At 31.4% G+C, this 15,610-nt stretch carries 25 protein-coding genes and 1 tRNA gene; 15 read left to right on the top strand and 11 right to left on the bottom strand.

The features are described from left to right. The first annotated feature begins 7 nt into the window (after positions 1-7). From ACX119_RS01985 to ACX119_RS01970, 4 genes are all read left to right on the top strand, one after another. On the top strand, positions 8-505 hold the full coding sequence (locus ACX119_RS01985) for a hypothetical protein (protein ID WP_459351475.1): 498 nt from the start codon (positions 8-10) through the stop codon (positions 503-505). A gap of 71 nt (positions 506-576) precedes the next feature. Next, the gene (locus ACX119_RS01980; protein WP_459351474.1) at positions 577-1,722 is read left to right on the top strand and encodes a DUF373 family protein; all 1,146 of its coding nucleotides are present in this window, start codon (positions 577-579) and stop codon (positions 1,720-1,722) included. 148 nt (positions 1,723-1,870) lie between these two features. Next, positions 1,871-2,599: a polyprenyl diphosphate synthase gene (gene uppS, locus ACX119_RS01975; protein WP_459351473.1), complete on the top strand. Its 729-nt coding sequence runs from the start codon at positions 1,871-1,873 to the stop codon at positions 2,597-2,599. Further along, on the top strand, positions 2,596-3,015 hold the full coding sequence (locus ACX119_RS01970; protein ID WP_459351472.1) for a bis(5'-nucleosyl)-tetraphosphatase: 420 nt from the start codon (positions 2,596-2,598) through the stop codon (positions 3,013-3,015). The genes uppS and ACX119_RS01970 overlap by 4 nt, the downstream gene beginning before the upstream one ends. On the opposite strand, the gene ACX119_RS01965 is transcribed toward ACX119_RS01970, so the two are convergent. From ACX119_RS01965 to ACX119_RS01955, 3 genes are read right to left on the bottom strand one after another with little or no spacing between them, the layout of a single operon-like run. Beyond that, the gene (locus ACX119_RS01965; RefSeq protein WP_459351471.1) at positions 2,995-3,735 is read right to left on the bottom strand and encodes an orotidine 5'-phosphate decarboxylase; all 741 of its coding nucleotides are present in this window, start codon (positions 3,733-3,735) and stop codon (positions 2,995-2,997) included. The genes ACX119_RS01970 and ACX119_RS01965 overlap by 21 nt on opposite strands. Next, a complete protein-coding gene (locus tag ACX119_RS01960) occupies positions 3,716-4,402 on the bottom strand; it encodes a hypothetical protein (protein WP_459351470.1) in 687 nt (228 codons plus the stop codon). The genes ACX119_RS01965 and ACX119_RS01960 overlap by 20 nt, the downstream gene beginning before the upstream one ends. A 49-nt stretch (positions 4,403-4,451) precedes the next feature. Next, a complete protein-coding gene (locus ACX119_RS01955) occupies positions 4,452-5,453 on the bottom strand; it encodes an adenylosuccinate synthetase (RefSeq protein ID WP_459351469.1) in 1,002 nt (333 codons plus the stop codon). Positions 5,454-5,533: 80 nt separating this feature from the next. Here ACX119_RS01955 and ACX119_RS01950 point away from each other — a divergent pair, with 80 nt between their 5' ends. Then, positions 5,534-5,995: a hypothetical protein gene (locus ACX119_RS01950; protein WP_459351468.1), complete on the top strand. Its 462-nt coding sequence runs from the start codon at positions 5,534-5,536 to the stop codon at positions 5,993-5,995. On the opposite strand, the gene ACX119_RS01945 is transcribed toward ACX119_RS01950, so the two are convergent. Then, on the bottom strand, positions 5,992-6,273 hold the full coding sequence (locus tag ACX119_RS01945; RefSeq protein ID WP_459351467.1) for a Fe(2+)-trafficking protein: 282 nt from the start codon (positions 6,271-6,273) through the stop codon (positions 5,992-5,994). The genes ACX119_RS01950 and ACX119_RS01945 overlap by 4 nt on opposite strands. 77 nt (positions 6,274-6,350) lie before the next feature. Between ACX119_RS01945 and ACX119_RS01940 the strand changes: the two genes are divergently transcribed. The 5 genes from ACX119_RS01940 to ACX119_RS01920 all read left to right on the top strand — a co-directional run bounded on the left by ACX119_RS01940 (position 6,351) and on the right by ACX119_RS01920 (position 8,945). Then, positions 6,351-6,560, top strand: coding sequence for a hypothetical protein (locus ACX119_RS01940; RefSeq protein ID WP_459351466.1), 210 nt, complete (start codon positions 6,351-6,353; stop codon positions 6,558-6,560). 60 nt (positions 6,561-6,620) lie between these two features. Continuing rightward, on the top strand, positions 6,621-7,262 hold the full coding sequence (locus ACX119_RS01935; RefSeq protein ID WP_459351465.1) for a hypothetical protein: 642 nt from the start codon (positions 6,621-6,623) through the stop codon (positions 7,260-7,262). A 121-nt stretch (positions 7,263-7,383) separates the two neighbouring features. Next, positions 7,384-7,671 carry a winged helix-turn-helix domain-containing protein gene (locus ACX119_RS01930; RefSeq protein WP_459351464.1) on the top strand — a complete coding sequence of 96 codons (288 nt, stop codon included), beginning with the start codon at positions 7,384-7,386 and terminating at the stop codon, positions 7,669-7,671. 126 nt (positions 7,672-7,797) lie between these two features. Next, positions 7,798-8,427 carry an L-threonylcarbamoyladenylate synthase gene (locus tag ACX119_RS01925; RefSeq protein ID WP_459351463.1) on the top strand — a complete coding sequence of 210 codons (630 nt, stop codon included), beginning with the start codon at positions 7,798-7,800 and terminating at the stop codon, positions 8,425-8,427. Next, positions 8,424-8,945, top strand: a complete 522-nt coding sequence (locus ACX119_RS01920) for a THUMP domain-containing protein (protein ID WP_459351462.1) — start codon at positions 8,424-8,426, stop codon at positions 8,943-8,945. Before ACX119_RS01925 ends, ACX119_RS01920 begins: the two co-directional genes overlap by 4 nt. Here ACX119_RS01920 and cgi121 read toward each other — a convergent pair. The 3 genes from cgi121 to ACX119_RS01905 are packed head-to-tail and all read right to left on the bottom strand — an operon-like array spanning position 8,937 to position 10,891. Then, complete coding sequence (gene cgi121, locus ACX119_RS01915) at positions 8,937-9,710, bottom strand: KEOPS complex subunit Cgi121 (RefSeq protein WP_459351461.1); 774 nt, start codon at positions 9,708-9,710, stop codon at positions 8,937-8,939. The two genes, ACX119_RS01920 and cgi121, sit on opposite strands and share 9 nt — an antisense overlap. Positions 9,711-9,751: 41 nt before the next feature. Next, positions 9,752-10,105, bottom strand: a complete 354-nt coding sequence (locus tag ACX119_RS01910; protein ID WP_459351460.1) for a hypothetical protein — start codon at positions 10,103-10,105, stop codon at positions 9,752-9,754. Between the two features lie 30 nt (positions 10,106-10,135). Further along, a complete protein-coding gene (locus tag ACX119_RS01905) occupies positions 10,136-10,891 on the bottom strand; it encodes a TatD family hydrolase (RefSeq protein ID WP_459351981.1) in 756 nt (251 codons plus the stop codon). A gap of 96 nt (positions 10,892-10,987) precedes the next feature. Here ACX119_RS01905 and ACX119_RS01900 point away from each other — a divergent pair, with 96 nt between their 5' ends. Then, positions 10,988-11,209, top strand: a complete 222-nt coding sequence (locus ACX119_RS01900; RefSeq protein WP_459351459.1) for a histone family protein — start codon at positions 10,988-10,990, stop codon at positions 11,207-11,209. Between the two features lie 110 nt (positions 11,210-11,319). Here ACX119_RS01900 and ACX119_RS01895 read toward each other — a convergent pair whose 3' ends face one another. Further along, entirely contained in the window at positions 11,320-11,679 is a 360-nt protein-coding gene (locus ACX119_RS01895; RefSeq protein ID WP_459351980.1) for a cupredoxin domain-containing protein, read from the bottom strand. 123 nt (positions 11,680-11,802) lie between these two features. Between ACX119_RS01895 and ACX119_RS01890 the strand changes: the two genes are divergently transcribed. Further along, a complete protein-coding gene (locus ACX119_RS01890; RefSeq protein ID WP_459351458.1) occupies positions 11,803-13,554 on the top strand; it encodes an AIPR family protein in 1,752 nt (583 codons plus the stop codon). Positions 13,555-13,717: 163 nt separating this feature from the next. Further along, positions 13,718-13,885, top strand: a complete 168-nt coding sequence (locus ACX119_RS01885; protein WP_459351457.1) for a hypothetical protein — start codon at positions 13,718-13,720, stop codon at positions 13,883-13,885. Between the two features lie 2 nt (positions 13,886-13,887). Here the strand turns inward: ACX119_RS01885 and ACX119_RS01880 are convergent, their stop codons facing one another. Next, on the bottom strand, positions 13,888-14,472 hold the full coding sequence (locus ACX119_RS01880; RefSeq protein WP_459351456.1) for a hypothetical protein: 585 nt from the start codon (positions 14,470-14,472) through the stop codon (positions 13,888-13,890). A 105-nt stretch (positions 14,473-14,577) separates the two neighbouring features. On the opposite strand from ACX119_RS01880, the gene ACX119_RS01875 reads away from it, so the two are divergent. Beyond that, positions 14,578-14,838 carry a winged helix-turn-helix domain-containing protein gene (locus tag ACX119_RS01875; RefSeq protein ID WP_367182870.1) on the top strand — a complete coding sequence of 87 codons (261 nt, stop codon included), beginning with the start codon at positions 14,578-14,580 and terminating at the stop codon, positions 14,836-14,838. A 3-nt stretch (positions 14,839-14,841) separates the two neighbouring features. Here ACX119_RS01875 and ACX119_RS01870 read toward each other — a convergent pair whose 3' ends face one another. Next, on the bottom strand, positions 14,842-15,054 hold the full coding sequence (locus tag ACX119_RS01870) for a hypothetical protein (protein WP_459351455.1): 213 nt from the start codon (positions 15,052-15,054) through the stop codon (positions 14,842-14,844). Between the two features lie 62 nt (positions 15,055-15,116). Here ACX119_RS01870 and ACX119_RS01865 point away from each other — a divergent pair, with 62 nt between their 5' ends. Beyond that, positions 15,117-15,299, top strand: coding sequence for a hypothetical protein (locus ACX119_RS01865; protein ID WP_459351454.1), 183 nt, complete (start codon positions 15,117-15,119; stop codon positions 15,297-15,299). A gap of 212 nt (positions 15,300-15,511) precedes the next feature. Here ACX119_RS01865 and ACX119_RS01860 read toward each other — a convergent pair. Then, positions 15,512-15,585: transfer RNA gene (locus ACX119_RS01860), tRNA-Thr, on the bottom strand. Positions 15,586-15,610: the final 25 nt, after the last annotated feature.

Raw genomic sequence — 15,610 nt, 5'->3', positions numbered from 1 at the left:
GTTCAAAATGGCATCAAAAAAAGGAATCATAATTACTGCCATAATTTTAGCTGGGATTACAGGGGCAAGTTTTCTATTATGGATTGTTCCTCAAGATTACGAAACTACGTTTGTAGTAACTGATTATGAAGACTATCTTGATGGCGTAAAAAATATTCATGAAGTTCTACAAGAATCAATAGATATTGAATTAGAGAATTTGAAGAATGGCGATATATCACCAGAAGAATACATAGCAATTACTGAAGTAACTTCTTCACAAGTGACTGCTCAAATTAGTGAATTCATTACTTCAAAACCACCTGAGCAATGGCAATCAAGTTACATTAACTATATGGAAGGAATGAAGAAATTCAATTCATATATTGGGGAAACCAAGGTTTTAGCTAAAATTATCGAAAATGGTGGCTCTGAAGAAGAAATTTCCAAAGTAATGGAAAAAATGGAATCACTAAAAAATGAATCACTTGAATTTGTAAAAAATTCTAATGAGTTAAGACCATAGCCTCAAGACCGAATTATACTAATTTCAATAGTTGGAAATCGTTAAAAGGTAATTCCACAATAGAGAGTTGAATGTCTCAGCATGCAGATAAGGTAGAAAAGGATGTTAGTGTATCTGCCTCAAATAGATTGCTTGTAATTTGTATTGATAGAGATAATGATGTTGGGGAAAAAGCCGGAATATTAACCCCTGTCATAGGTAGAGATGCATGTATTGAGGCAGCACAAAGATTAGCACTTGAAGATCCAGAAGATGCAGATTCAAATTCAATTTTTTCAGCAATTAAAACATATGAAGATTTAATCAGTAAAGGATACCAAGTCGAAGTTGTAACTATTGCAGGAGTTAAAAGTAAAGGTGTGCAAGCAGATGAAAAAATATTATCAGAAACAAGAAAAGTTCTAGAGAAATTCTCTGCAAATGGTGCTGTAATTGTTTCTGATGGAGAAGATGATGAAAGTGTTATTCCAGTAATTCAAAATGTACTTCCTGTTGTATCAGTGCAAAGGGTGGTAATGAAAGTAAGCAGAAGTGTAGAATATTCCTACGCAGTTTTTGGAAAATATCTTAAAATGATTGCTTATGATTCAAAATATTCTAAATTCTTTTTGGGAGTTCCAGGTATTTTATTGTTGATTGGTGGAGTTGCAACAATATTTGGATATTCAGCAGAAATTTTTGCTGTTCTTGTAAGTATACTAGGAGGTGCATTTTTGATTAGAGCCTTTGATATTGACAAAGCATTATCAAATTGGTCAAAACCAACACCGATGGGTTTTATCAGGATTTTTACAATGGTAACAGGAGTATTGTTAATACTTTCTTCATTTCCATCCGGATGGAGTGCAGTTGATGTTAATTTACTGGAATCAGAAGTAGAAATTCTTGGAAAAATTACCGACAAGATAATTATCGGACAATTTGTTGCAGGAGCACTACCAATTCTATGGATTGGTTTAGGAGCAATTTTTGCAGGAACATTACTAAGTAATTGGATTGGAGGCATCCCAAGACAAATTAGCGATATACTAAGAATAATTGTATTAATTGCCCTCTATCCTACGGTAGCACAATTTACTAATATCATGATTTTTGATGAGAGTTCTTTTACTTTGATTCCACCTCTACTTGGAGGTTTAGCAGCAACACTGGTATCAGCTACAATTCTCTTTAAGAAATATAGAAAACATAAAGAACAAGAGATGATTTCTGACTAGAATCAACACCTAGAGGAATTAAACAACAAATTTTTTAAAAAACACTGATATCTTCTATTTGATGTAATATCAGAGGTGATAAAGCATTAGTAGAATAAAAGATGTAATTTTTCAGATATCTGGCCTATACAAAATCTATGGAAAAAGATTGGAAAGTGAGATCAGGAATGGAGATATTCCAAATCACGTTGCTTTAATTTTAGATGGTAATAGGAGATGGGCAAAAAGACATTTGACAATTCCAAAAACAGGTCATTGGAAAGGAGCAGATGCAGTTGAAAATCTTCTAGACTGGTGTGAAGAATTCGATATTAAAATTATCACATTATATGCATTATCAGCTGAGAATTTAGATAGAAATGATGAAGAGTTAGATTATCTTTATGATTTAATTCATCAAAGATTAGAGAAACTATACAACGATCCAAGAATCCATAGAAACAAAATGAGAGTTAAAGCAATTGGAAGAATCGAATTACTTCCAGATCACATTAAAGAAATTCTAAGTAAATTAGATGATGCAACAAAGAATTATGACAATCATTTTCTAAATATTGCATTAGCTTATGGGGGACAATACGAATTAGTTGACGCTGTAAAGAAAATTGGTGAGAAAATTAAAGATGGTTCTCTTGATGTAAAGGATATTAATAAAAAAGAAATTGAATCAAACCTCTATACTTCTCACTTACCGCAATCATCACCGGATATGATTTTACGAACTTCTGGAGAAAAAAGATTAAGTGGATTTTTAATGTGGCAGAGTGTATATAGTGAATTAGTTTTTATGGATATTTTCTGGCCAGAGTTTAGAAAAATTGATTTAATGAGAGCAATTAGAACATTTCAAGAAAGAAAAAGAAGATTAGGAAAATGATAGAAGAAACTTCTGCAGGAATTGTATTATTTAGAAAAGAGGAAAATAGAAATTTATTTTTACTTTTACATTATCCTTCGGGACATTGGGATTTTGTTAAAGGGAAAATGGAAAAAGGGGAATCAACTCATGAAACTGCAATTAGAGAAACCAAAGAAGAAACAGGCATAACAGATATAGAATTTGTAGATAATTTTGAAGAATGGATTGAATATAATTTCCAATATCAAGGTGAATTAGTTCAGAAAAAAGTAGTCTTTTTCTTGGCACAAACAAAGACTAAGGAAATTAAAATTTCACACGAACATCTTGATTATACATGGATGGATTATAATACATCAATGGAAAAAACAACTTTTGATAACGCAAAAACTGTATTAACCAAAGCACAGATGCTACTTACCAAAACTTTGTAATTGAAGTTCCTTTGCAACGTTAATTGGTTTTGTAGAATTAAGAATGCTTCTACCAACAATCAAGAAATCCGTACCAGATGCCATGACATTTTTTGCATCTCCACCTTGAGTTCCAACTCCAGGAGAATAAATGTTCAATTTTTTACCAGCTTTTTTATTGCAATATTTGATAATTTTTGGGAAAGTTGCCCCAACTACAATTCCATCAACTTTAGCAGTTAACGCCCAATCCAAAAATAATTCATAGAGTTTCTGCTTTTTTTGTTGTTTTACCTCCATATCATAGGACAATCTAGCCTCGGGGGCACTCATATGACATAATGTAATTACTCCTTTCTCTTTTTTGTGAGCAGATTTTACCAAGTTTTTCAAACTTTCCAATCCCATTATAGGATTAGCAATAACAGCATCAAATCCCAAATTCCATAGATTCTCCAATGCAACATGGTTTGTATTTCCGATATCATTAAGTTTGATATCTGCAATCGTTTGTAAGCCAAATTTATGAGCTAAAGTATTGATCTTGAGAATTTCTTTTCCACTTAATGGAAGTAATAGATGAAAATTTAATTTAATACCACACAAAAAAGGATGTAGATCTTTGATATTTTTGAGAGTTTTAGCTTGTAAATTTTTTACTGAAGAATCATAATCATTAGCAAGTATTACTTTCCCATTTGATTTTGAGATCTGAGAAAGTCTAGTTTTGAAGGTAGTCATAAGCAACTAATGGATGAGTGTCTTTTAATTTTATTATTTTGATGTAAGAATATCCATGTTCTGATGGATTTTCCACAAATGTTGGTTCAGGACCATTAATTGTTGAAAATTTCATGAATGGTTTTTGTGGATCAGAGTCTAAAACCACATGACAGAAATATGATGTTCCTTCTTCATTAAAATTCATAAAAACCCCAAGTAACCATTTATCATTACGAGGGAAAAGAAATAACGGAAATGGTGTTTCTTCAAAACCCCATGTAAGTTTTGCAAGACTGGACATATCTTCTAATTCAATTGGTTGGTATCTATCTAAAGTTCCATTACCAGGTTTCAAAGTTTTTGGTAGGGATTTAATTCGTACAATTGGAGAATATAGTTTACTTGCATCTGAAGTAGAATCAACAATTTCAGATTCCTCTTTACCACCTTTTAACCCATAACAAAGATAATGTCCGTTGTGTTCTAATGGAGTATAATATACAATTGGTTTTTCTTTTAGAACATCCATTTGCACTGATAATATTTTTTGTCCATTATGATCATGTAAAAATGAAACACGTGGTGCACGCTCAAGTGCACATACGAGCCTAGAAAATTCAAGAGTAGAATTTACTTGAATGTAACGTGGTAATTTATCATTAGTTGTACTAGTTACTGTATCCACAGAGATTTTCTACAGAATATCAAATTAAACTTATCCAAATGTTTGGAGCCTAGCTTCTTCTATCAATGACATCATTGATGGATGGACCAGTTCCAATAATTGTTACAGGCGTGTTTAATTCATTTTCAATGTTTTTGATAAATGATTTTGCATCATTGGATAATTCATCATAGTATGTTTTACCTGCACAGTCTGTAAAGAGGACATCCAGTTTTGTAATTGCAATTTGTGTTGCTCCATTAAGCATGATTGCACGCCTAGCCAAATCAAAATCAAAATCAGCAGCACGCCTCTGTCTACCTGTAACAGTTCCAAATTCAGACCAACCTTTCTTTTCTGCTTCTTCTAAAGAGAGCTCATTGTCAAGAGGGCCTGTTCCAACACGTGTAACATAAGATTTGAAAACTACTATAACTTCATCAACTTTAGTTGGACCAAGCCCAACATCAGCACATATTCCTGATGCAGTAACATCTTTTGAGGTTACAAATGGATAAGTCCCATGCCATAATGATAGAAAAGTTCCTTGAGTACCTTCAATAAGCACATTTTGATTAGCTTCAAGCGCAGAGTCAATCTCTTGTGGAACATCAACAATTAGAGAAGAAAGAGAATCAAAATCTTTAGCAAGTTTCAAAACTCGCATGGCTCTATCAGAATTTGCTGGACCTGTTCCAGAGCCAGTGCTTCCAATCTTTTCTTTGAGTTCACCTTTAGAATCTCGTTCTAGATGAGTTTTTTCAATAATTCCACAATTTTTATCAATAAATGAACGTCCTGACGTTTTAAAATCTAGAATTTCTTTTTGTAATACTTCTGGATTAATCACAACTCCTGGACCAATCATAACTTTTGAATTTGGATTTAGAAATCCACTTGGGAGCATTCTAACCTTGTAAACTTTATCACCATCTTTAATTGTGTGTCCTGCATTTGGTCCAGCTCCTCCTCTAACTATTATTGCTGGATTATCTTTAATTGCCAAATATGAAATAATTTTTCCTTTACCCTCATCTCCAAAAAATCCCCCAACAACTACAGTGGATGTCATAATGTTGAGATTGAATTTCGTTTATTTAAGCTAAAGTGTTTGCACATGATTTTATATTCAACAAAAAATCTTTTAGATCGATGGTTGGTGAAAATTTTGCTGGAAATATCATAGTAAATTTGGCTAATCTACCAGACTTTCTGAGAAACCCAATATTAAAAAAAAGAATGATAGAATTTTTTGGTCTTTCAGAACCAGAAAAAAAAGAGATCATCAATAATGCATTAGAGGCAGGACCAACGATTCCGTTTCCAAATTTTTCAAAGCTTTTCAAAACATGGTTGAAAATTTTAACAACTCTTCCTGAAGAACAAAGAGAAGGATTGTTTTCTGCATATATCTTAGAAATTGCAAAAAATCCACAAAAATTAATCACTTTTAATTTAGATGGGATATTGGAATTGTTTTTATCTTTAGAAGAAAACGAAAAAGAAATTCTTTCCAATACAATTAAAAAAATTATTAACAGTTTGGGTTCAGAAGAAAGGAGAAAAATCTTGATAGTTATACCAGATAATGCTAAAAAACACTTAAAATTTTAATTCTGTGGGGGTTCGTCTGGTTTTCTATTATCCTCATTGGTATAATCAATGATTTCGCCTTCAGGAGATAAAACACCTACAAAGATTTTTTCATGTTTTTTCAATAGTTTTCTATGATCTGGCATGGACATATCCAATTTCATTTCATTCATTACCATTATTTGATATTCTTTCCATTCCGCCCAACATTTGTTACAAGTTGGGTATTTCTCAGCTACAACACCTAATTGCTCTGTATCTGGAATAGAATTCTTACATTTGGTACAGATACGACTCATAGAAATCAGCAGATTAGAACTCCTTTTATCTTTTTTTGAATGTAAAGTAATAATAATTATCACGAACCCATTTGTTCATGAAGATCAAATGTCCAAAATGTAAGGAAGATGCAGAATTAGCAATGGACTTCTCGTTAGTAAAATGTGGATCTTGTGATTTAGAGATGAGTTATGGAGAATATGTCAAATTTGTAGCCCATAATGAAAGTAGATATTCAGATATTCTAGGGGATTATACTGGTAGTACTGAAGGTCAGACAGCGGGTTCATTAGATGAATGGGATTAACTAGATGGTTAAAAGATTCATCAGATTAAAATAATTAGAATCAAACGTTTCTAAACATCATTGGAATTTTTGTTAGAAAATATACTTAATCTAATTGGATTTTTAGTAGGACTAGCAATCGGAATAATGTCATGGATTGGTTTTAGAAATACTGGCAGTCCAACATTGTTTAGATTAACAATAGCGTTTTTTTCAATTAGTTTAGGATTTTTTGTCATTTGGACAGGATACATGGCAGAAGATTTCATAATAAAATCTGGAAGCATAGAAAGATGGATACAAACATTAGGAATTGGAATTCAAACTGTCGGATACTTTTTCATTGCATTTTCACATAGCATTAAATCATTTTTTCCAAAATCAAGATATTTCAGATCAGTTGGAGTATTACCTCTATTCCTAGTTTCATCTGTTCAGTTGGAACACATCTTTAGATCTGTTTCATTTATTTTGTTAGCATATGGTGCAATTGAAACAATGTTATCATATTTTGAAAATAAAAACAAAGGTGCAATCTCTGTTTCAGTTGGATTAGGATTATTGGCATTAGGGGAATTTTTGGGATGGTATTCTTTTGTTTTCCCAGAATCAATCCTATACTCAGCATCAATGACAATTAAAATTGGAGGATTGATAGCGTTGTTCATTCCAGTAAGTAAAGTTCCTCTAACTAAGATAAAATTTGATAATGACTTTGAATAAATCTTGTTAGGCTCAACATTTTGAGAAATCACTGATTTGTCAAATTCTTTTGTCTTTTTGGTATATTGGAAAATATCAATGTCCTCTCATAGAAATTAGAAACATAATCTATTGAGGATTAATGGTTGAATATAGAACTCATATGAAAATCATTGGAGATATTCTGGCTACAACCCGAGATGATCTTCAAGATGAAGATGGAGCGACAGTCACATATCTAATTCGAAAAGCCAACATTTCTCATTCAAGAATTTCAAGAATATTGAAAACACTTGTTTCACAAGGATTGTTAGAACAAGTTGATTCTCAAGGTTCAAACAAATACAGAATTAGTCAAACAGGCAGAGAATTTCTTCAAGCATATTATACATTTACAAACTTTGCAGACAATTTTGGATTAAGTATCTAATCTTCTGAATCAAATTCATCTAGATCATCGTCAAAATCATCTTCAAAATCAGTATTCCCATAATCTGTGGAAGATTCAGACATGTAATGTTTTAAAAATTTAGTATTAAAAATCTATCAAATGTAAATGGTAATTAAACTAAAAAAGAGAAGAAGAACATTGAGAGTTTCATGCGATAAAGAAGGAATAGAAAAGGCTTCAAAAATTATCAGTGAAGGAGGAATTGTAGTATTTCCCACAGATACAGTTTATGGTATTGGTTGTGATCCATACAATATAGAATCAGTGAAAAAAATTTATGAAATAAAATCTAGAGATTTTTCAAAACCATTACCAGTTTTAGTTTATTCAAAAGAGATTGCTGAAAAAATTGCCATCTTTGATGAAGTTACAAAAAAAATTATAGATAAGTTTTGGCCAGGACAGTTAACGGTAGTTGTAACAATAAAAGATTCGGAATTAAAAAAATCATTGAATCTTTCCAACAAAATTGCATTAAGAGTTCCCGATCATCAGTGCACTTTGAAGTTATTAAAAAAATGTAATTTTTTAGTTGGAACTAGTGCAAATATTTCTGGAGATAAATCATTTACAAATCCTGAAGATTGTTTGAATAATCTTAGCAACTATGACATATTTGTGGATGGGGGTATAATTTCAAGTAAATCAGAATCTACAATAATAGAGATTGTGAAGGATGAGATCAAAATTATACGGAAAGGTTCTTTGAGTTATGAGGAATTAACAAAAATATGAATTTGATAATTACATGTGCCAGGCATTTGGAACCTGAAACAGTTGAGGAGATAAGCAGTATTTTAGAAGAAATGGGGGATTTAGAACCCAAGATCACCATTACAAAAATGTCAGGAATTGTTACTGCTGAAACAAAACTAGAACCAATAGAAGTTGTGAGAAAAATTAGAGAAATGCTTCTTGATGAACCCTGGAGTCTCAGATATAGTCTGAGAATCATTCCAATTCAGAGAGTAGTTGAAACTAAAATTGAAAGCATAGAAGCAGCTATTGAAGAGATGTCAAAGGAGATTACAGAAAACGAGACTTATAGAATATCAATAGAAAAAAGAAATTCGTATATTTCAAGTCAAGAACTAATTACAAAAATTGCCAGAAATCTAAAAAATAAAGTATCATTAGAATTTCCCGATAAGATAATTCTTCTTGAGATTTTAGGAAACACATGTGGAATTTCCATATTAGAAAAATTAGATATTCTGAGTACTGAAAAAACAAAAAGAAGTATTTCAGAGTAGAATAGTTGCTTTTTCTATTAAGATATCCTCTAAAGGATGTTTAGAATGAATTGATTCAATTTGTTTTTTTGAGATTTTAAAAAATTTTTTAATAAAATTAGAATGATTATTTGAAAATAAACTGGTCGAGATAGGCAATAATTCTTTAGAAATGGTATCAAGTGATTTTTTATTTCCGATCATTATCATTATAAAATTATTTTTTGGTTTGATTCCGGCTATTTTAATTGCATCTGAAATTTGCTTACTTAATGCAAAACGCATTAAAATATCTGTTTCAATTTTTTTTGAGAGTAATAAATTATTTTTTTTATATTCAAATGATAGACTGAGAATTTTTTTTAAATGATATTTATTTAAAACAAAATTACTTGAAACTGCTTGAAATGTAATTTTTGGGTATTGTTTTCGTAAATTTAAAAGAAAAGTTTCATCAAATGATTTTTTTCCTTTAATTTCTATAATTTGAAGTTGTTTTTTTGATATTTCTAGAGACATGGATTTTGTAGAACCTCCATGAATTACAGGAATAATACTGACAATATCATTATTTTTTATGATAGTTGATTTTCCTGCCATTGCAGATGAATCAGCACCATTAATTGCAATTAAAATATTTTCAGTGTCAAGTTTTGGAGTATTTTCTGGTTTTTCTATTAACAATAAGTCAATTAATTCTTGAATAGAAATATCAGATTTGTCAATTTCTAATTTATCAGATAAAAAAAGCTTTTTTGCTCCGCCTACAAGTTTTACAGTGATCATAATTATCTAAATGAAAAAATGGAAATCTAGGTATTAATTTTCTACTCGGACTTGTTTTCTAGAGTTTCTGATGGTTCTTCAGTTGATGATGCTTCGATTACGGTTTCAGATGTAACATCTTCAGAGGTTTCTGCAATTTCAGGAGTTTCAGATTCAACTTCTTCAACTATTTCTTCTTCATTTTTTGATGCTAGAATTTGTGATTGTTTTACTTTTTCTTCACGAATCTCTTTTTTGATAAATTTAGTAATATATCCTGCAATCTCGTTTTTAAGACCTTTAGAACGTATGATAGAAATTTGATCTAAGATTTTTTTGTTGTCTGCAAAATCTTCACCAAATTTTGATTTGTGTGAATCAAGTACTTCGTATGAAAGACGTTTAATTCTGTCCACAATTTTTCATTGAAATAGGGTATTTTATACCTATATTCCCAGATATGAGTTTGAGTTTCTTTCTAGCATCAAAGCCGTTTCATCAAAGGATTTTGAAAGAATTTTTGACGCACAAAATATTACGCTTGGAATAAAGCTGGTTTGTCCAGATTTCATCTCAAAGCATCTAGAAAATCTAACAGGTCCATCAGTTTCTACCAAAATTTTAGATTCATCGGATTTTGAAAGTAATGTTTGTTTATCATTTGCATAAACCATTACGGGTCCAAATGAAACAAAAAATCCCATATCCATTGCCTTTTGTAGTTGTTTTTTGTTTCCATCAAACCAATGTAAAAGAGCATGTTTAGTACTAAAAGAAGTCATTATTTGTAGAATGTCATCCAAACTTTTTCTAGAATGAATTGAAACAGGCTTTTCAAATTTTTCTGCAGAATTTAAGAGGGATTCAAAAATATGTATCTGACGTTTTGAGTCTTCATCAGTTTTTGTATAAGTAGGATCTAGTCCTATTTCGCCTATACCAGATATGATTTCATGATTTTCTTCAATTAATTCAGTTACAGATTCAAGATTGTCATCTGCACGTTCAGGATGTATACCTACAAAGGGTAAAACTAGTTCACTTTTTTTTGCTAGTTGTAATGTTTGGAGAGAATTTTCATGATCCATTGAAACGCAGCAGGCTTTAATTTTTAAAATTTCCATTTCATTTAAAATAAATTGCATGTATGGCAAATATTCGGGATCTGATAAATGAATATGAGAATCAAAATACCATGTCATTTCTTTAACAATTCTTAAAATAGTCTGTATAAATCGATTCCTTAGTGATATTTTTTCACTCATTATCTTTTTTCGGAAAAAAATAAAATCAAGTTTATGAAATCTTCTGAGCTTGGATTATCTGCCATGTATAGGATATTGAAAAAAGCAGGTGCAGAGAGAGTGAGTGATGAATCAGCTGATGAGTTAAGAAGAGTAATAGAAGATATCGGAAATGCTATTGCAAAAAGCGCAGTAGATATGGCTAATCATGCAGGTAGAAAAACAGTCAAAGGGGAAGATGTGAAGTTGGCTTCAAAGCCATTTAACAAATTCTAATCTAAAGAGTTTAATTGTTCATTTTGTGTTTTTTAAAACGGTACTCTGGCAGAACGGTTATGCGTGAGCCTGCAAAGCTTATACAAGGGGGTTCGACTCCCTCGGGTACCTTATTTTACAATCACTTGTCCTTTCATCCAAGGATGTAAAGTACAAAAATAATCATACGTACCAATCTCATCAAAAACTAAAGTGTATGATTCAAAGGGATCAAGATATCCACTATCAAATAATTCACTTGGAGATTCATAAAATCCAGATGTAACACTGTGAAAAGCAGAATCTTCATTTATCCATGTTACTTGTTTTCCTTTTTCAATTTCTATAACCGATGGGATATAACATCTATCAATTTCCTCACATCCAGGCCTTGAAACTTTTGTAGGCATAATTACATCACCTTTGATCATCAATTCAGAGTCATCTGAAATTTCTTTTATCGAAGTATACGAAAGGGAGATTCCAATTATCAAAATAATTCCAATGCCAAGAATTCCCAATCCAATTATTTTTTTAATCAAATCAATTCACATCCAGAGAGAGTTATAACATAATTACCTAATTGTCTAAATATATAGCATATTAGAAAAATAGTGTCTCAAAATAAAAACGGATTGCTAGAATATATTCCAGGTTCTCACACCCTATTAATTCAAAAAAATTCTAGCACACCATTAGAAGGATTTGCAGAAAATATCAGGGGCAGTATTCACGAATATGCTGAAAATTCAAAGAATGAAGTTGAGAAAGGCAATAATTTTCTACAGTGGGTATTGACTAGAGTTTTTGAAGCAACTGAAGATGATGCAGCTGATGCAATTGTTGATGGTGCTAATGATCTTGGAATTGATGCATATCTTCCAGTAGATTTTTCTGATAATACAATCAGACTATTTCAATCAAAATACGGTACATCACATTCACTAGATGCAATTGCAAAATTCAAAGAAGATGCCAAGAGATTACTATCCAAAGATGTAACTAAAATGAGACCCGAGCTTGCACAACTTGTAACAAAAATTAAAGAAAAAAATCTAAAAATCAAGTGTTGTTACGTTACTGATCAAAAAGTTGATTTCAAAGATGACATGGTTGAAGTGATTGATGAAGAAAAAATAATTCAAAAATTATGGGATAGGATAAAAAAACCAGCTGCAGGAAAGAAATCATCAATAAAACTTGAACGAATGCTAAGACATGAAAATACAATATTAGGTATTTTGAAATTAAGAGAGCTAACCGACTTTGTTAGTAAGAATAGGGATTATGTTTTTGAATCAAATATTCGTCAGTGGATGCAGTTTAAAACCACAGTCAACAAAGGCTTACGTGAAACATTACAAGGAAATCCTGGAAAATTTTTCTATTACAACAATGGAATAACAATTGTAGTTAGTGATTTTGCAGAATTAGGAGAAAATTTGATTGAGCTTCATGCACCACAAATTGTTAATGGTGCACAAACATCAAATTCAATTCTTGATCACTCAAAGCGAACTAAAAACATGGAAGGTTCCATGACTGTAACAATAATCAAAGCAGATGATGAACAAGAACAAAACAACATTACAAAGTATAGAAATTCACAAAATTCGGTAAGAGGAAAAGATCTTGTGTCCTTAATGGATTTTCATAAATCAATAAAGTCACAATTAAAAAATTGTGGATATTTTTATGAAATTCAAGCAGGTTCCTTTGATACAAAATCTAAATCAAAACAATCTGAGTACGAAGGAGATTCAGCATACAATAATTATCTTCCAGAGAATCATAAGAAAGTGATTGTTGCTAAAGATGCAATTCAATCTCTTGTTGCAGGAATTGAGCAAAGACCAACTGAAGCATACAGTTCACCTGCCCAGTTTCTACCAAGAGGAAGCAAGTATGATGATATTTTTAATGATAATCTAAAGGACGATTACAGAATTTTGCTTTATCCTTATCTTGTAAAAGAATTTGCAAAAAAATCTTTAAAGTATGGAAAACAAGGTGGTCACAAAACCAAAAGATATGCTACGTTGTTTTTTGTAGCAGTGTATTTTAGAATTCTTCATAAGAAAATTCTTGAATCAAAGGGAGATTTTAAGACAGACGTGAGGAAATTAGAGCCTATTTTTCGTAGTTTCAAACTAAATTCAAGAATTTTAAAGATAACAGATGTCATAGTGACTAAATTTCTCGAGGATACAGTAGTTGATGATGAAATAGAGTTGGCAAACACAAAACACAACTTCTTCTCCCAACATGTTTGGAATGATTCAATGTTGCGAGTAATAGATAAGAAAATCAGGCAGGAAGAAGAAGAAATTCTTGCACTAAAAAAATTAGCAAATAGTTTATTTTAATTTCAAGGGTAGAAGTCCAACCAAGTAAAAATCTTGCAGGAGGTTTACATTGGTCAGACTATCTACCTAAAAGTGATATAATTGGGTGATATTTAACATGATTTTTTTAAGCACAAGATAATCTAGAATGTTTTTTATATCGATTAAAAAGAGCTAAACTACATTGGGAATAAAAGAAAAATGTGCAATTTGTAGTGAAAAAATTAACTTGAGATATAACCCAATGGAGGAATGGGGAATTGATGGTTCTCTATGTGGCAAATGTTATTCAAAAAAAATCAATGAACATTATCCAGGGGAACATGTTAGAGTAAACAAACATTTGGATTAGATTTATTCAGATTTTGAAAATTTATTTGCAGTAAGACAATTCCAAGCAAGAACATCATCTTTTACATCTTTTTCATCTAAAAATACTATATCAGTTATGGTTTTTTTTCTCTTTAGAAGATTGATTTGAAAACTTGAAAATTCTTTACAGTTACAACTGTTGTAAAGACAAACATCATTGTCACCTTCATCATGATCTTCAGCTTCGTGACCACAATTACAAACAGAGTCTTTTTTTACATCAGCTAGAGATTTTTTTGCATATACCCCTAATCTAAGATAGGCTTCTCCTCCGTGTCCTTTTTTAAAGCGTTCATAGTTTTCAGATTTTGGCAAAATTTTGTAAAATGATAGGTTGGAATCAGGTTTTTGAGAATCAGCACCCATGATAAACCAGTAATTATCTCCTGTTTCTACAAATCTAATTTTAATAGAATGATCTAGCCAGAAATGAATTGTATCATGCCACAAAGATGCCGAGTGCTTTCTATCTGTCAGCAGTGGAACTACATTCATTCTAAGATCATAGTATCGGTATGCAACTCCTACAAAGTCATCAAACCAGGGAATTGAAGAGGATGATGACATTGCTGAAAAATCAGCCCAGAGCTTATTTATCTGATCTGAATTAATGGTAATACCCTTATATCTGAGTTTGAGAATAACCTATACATGGTTTCCTATAGGACTAGTATGCAAATAGTTGCAGATCTGTTAACTGCTACACAACAGTCGGGTCAAGAAGGCATCAAGACTACATCTCTTCTTACAAAGGCAAACCTATCACATTCAAGATTATCCAAATTCCTAGAGAATTTGACAGGGGCAGGACTAATCAACAAAATTGAATTTGATGGAAAGAATACTTTTGTAATTACTGCAAAAGGCAGACAATATTTGGATTCTTATGTAAATTTCTCCAGTATTGCTGAATCATTTGGATTAGAACTCTAAAATCTATTTTCTTGCTCTTCTCTTAGCATTTGCTTTTTGTCGTTCTTTTTTATCCTTGTAAGCAGTATAAATGAAAATAATTATTATTCCTGCAATTGCAGCGTAAAATAGTGGGATAATTGGTGGATCTCTAATTTCTCCTGAAGAGGGCTCAACAAAAGCTATTGGAATAGTTACAACCATAAAAATCAAAATCACAATAAGATATTTGTCCATAAATGGATTAATTTACAAAACCATATATCTTTTTGATTTAACAATTTGATACTAGAAAAAATATGGCAAAAATGTTGGAAATGGTAGGATTAATCCTAGTTGCAATTATGACATTAGGTTTTGTTGGAGTATTTCAACCAACTATTGATGCAGGATTGTCTCCACTATTTTGGGGATGTGCAGGAGGGACTCTAGTAATTATCATGTATCGTAAGATGAAACGAAAACAAGAAGAGAAGGATTAGATCGTTTCATAATATGTAATGAAGTGATCAACTACTTATCAACCGACAGATCTATAAAGGAGAATTCAACGTATTTTATGAGGGGAGCATGGCAGAACAAAATAAACAATGGTGGGAAGGTTTAGGAAAAGAGTTAGAAGTCGATATTGAATCCCTAGACGAATCACATTCTTAGAAATATTATAATCATTTTCAAATATTTTACAAAACAAAGCCCTGGATGGGGTACGAACCCACGACCTAACGCTTACGAGGCGTTCGCTCTACCAGGCTGAGCTACCAAGGCACTTTTGGATAAATCCATCAGAGTT

The sequence above is a fragment of the Nitrosopumilus sp. S4 genome, from assembly GCF_054515835.1.
This window is presented reverse-complemented; position numbering and strand designations above follow the sequence as displayed.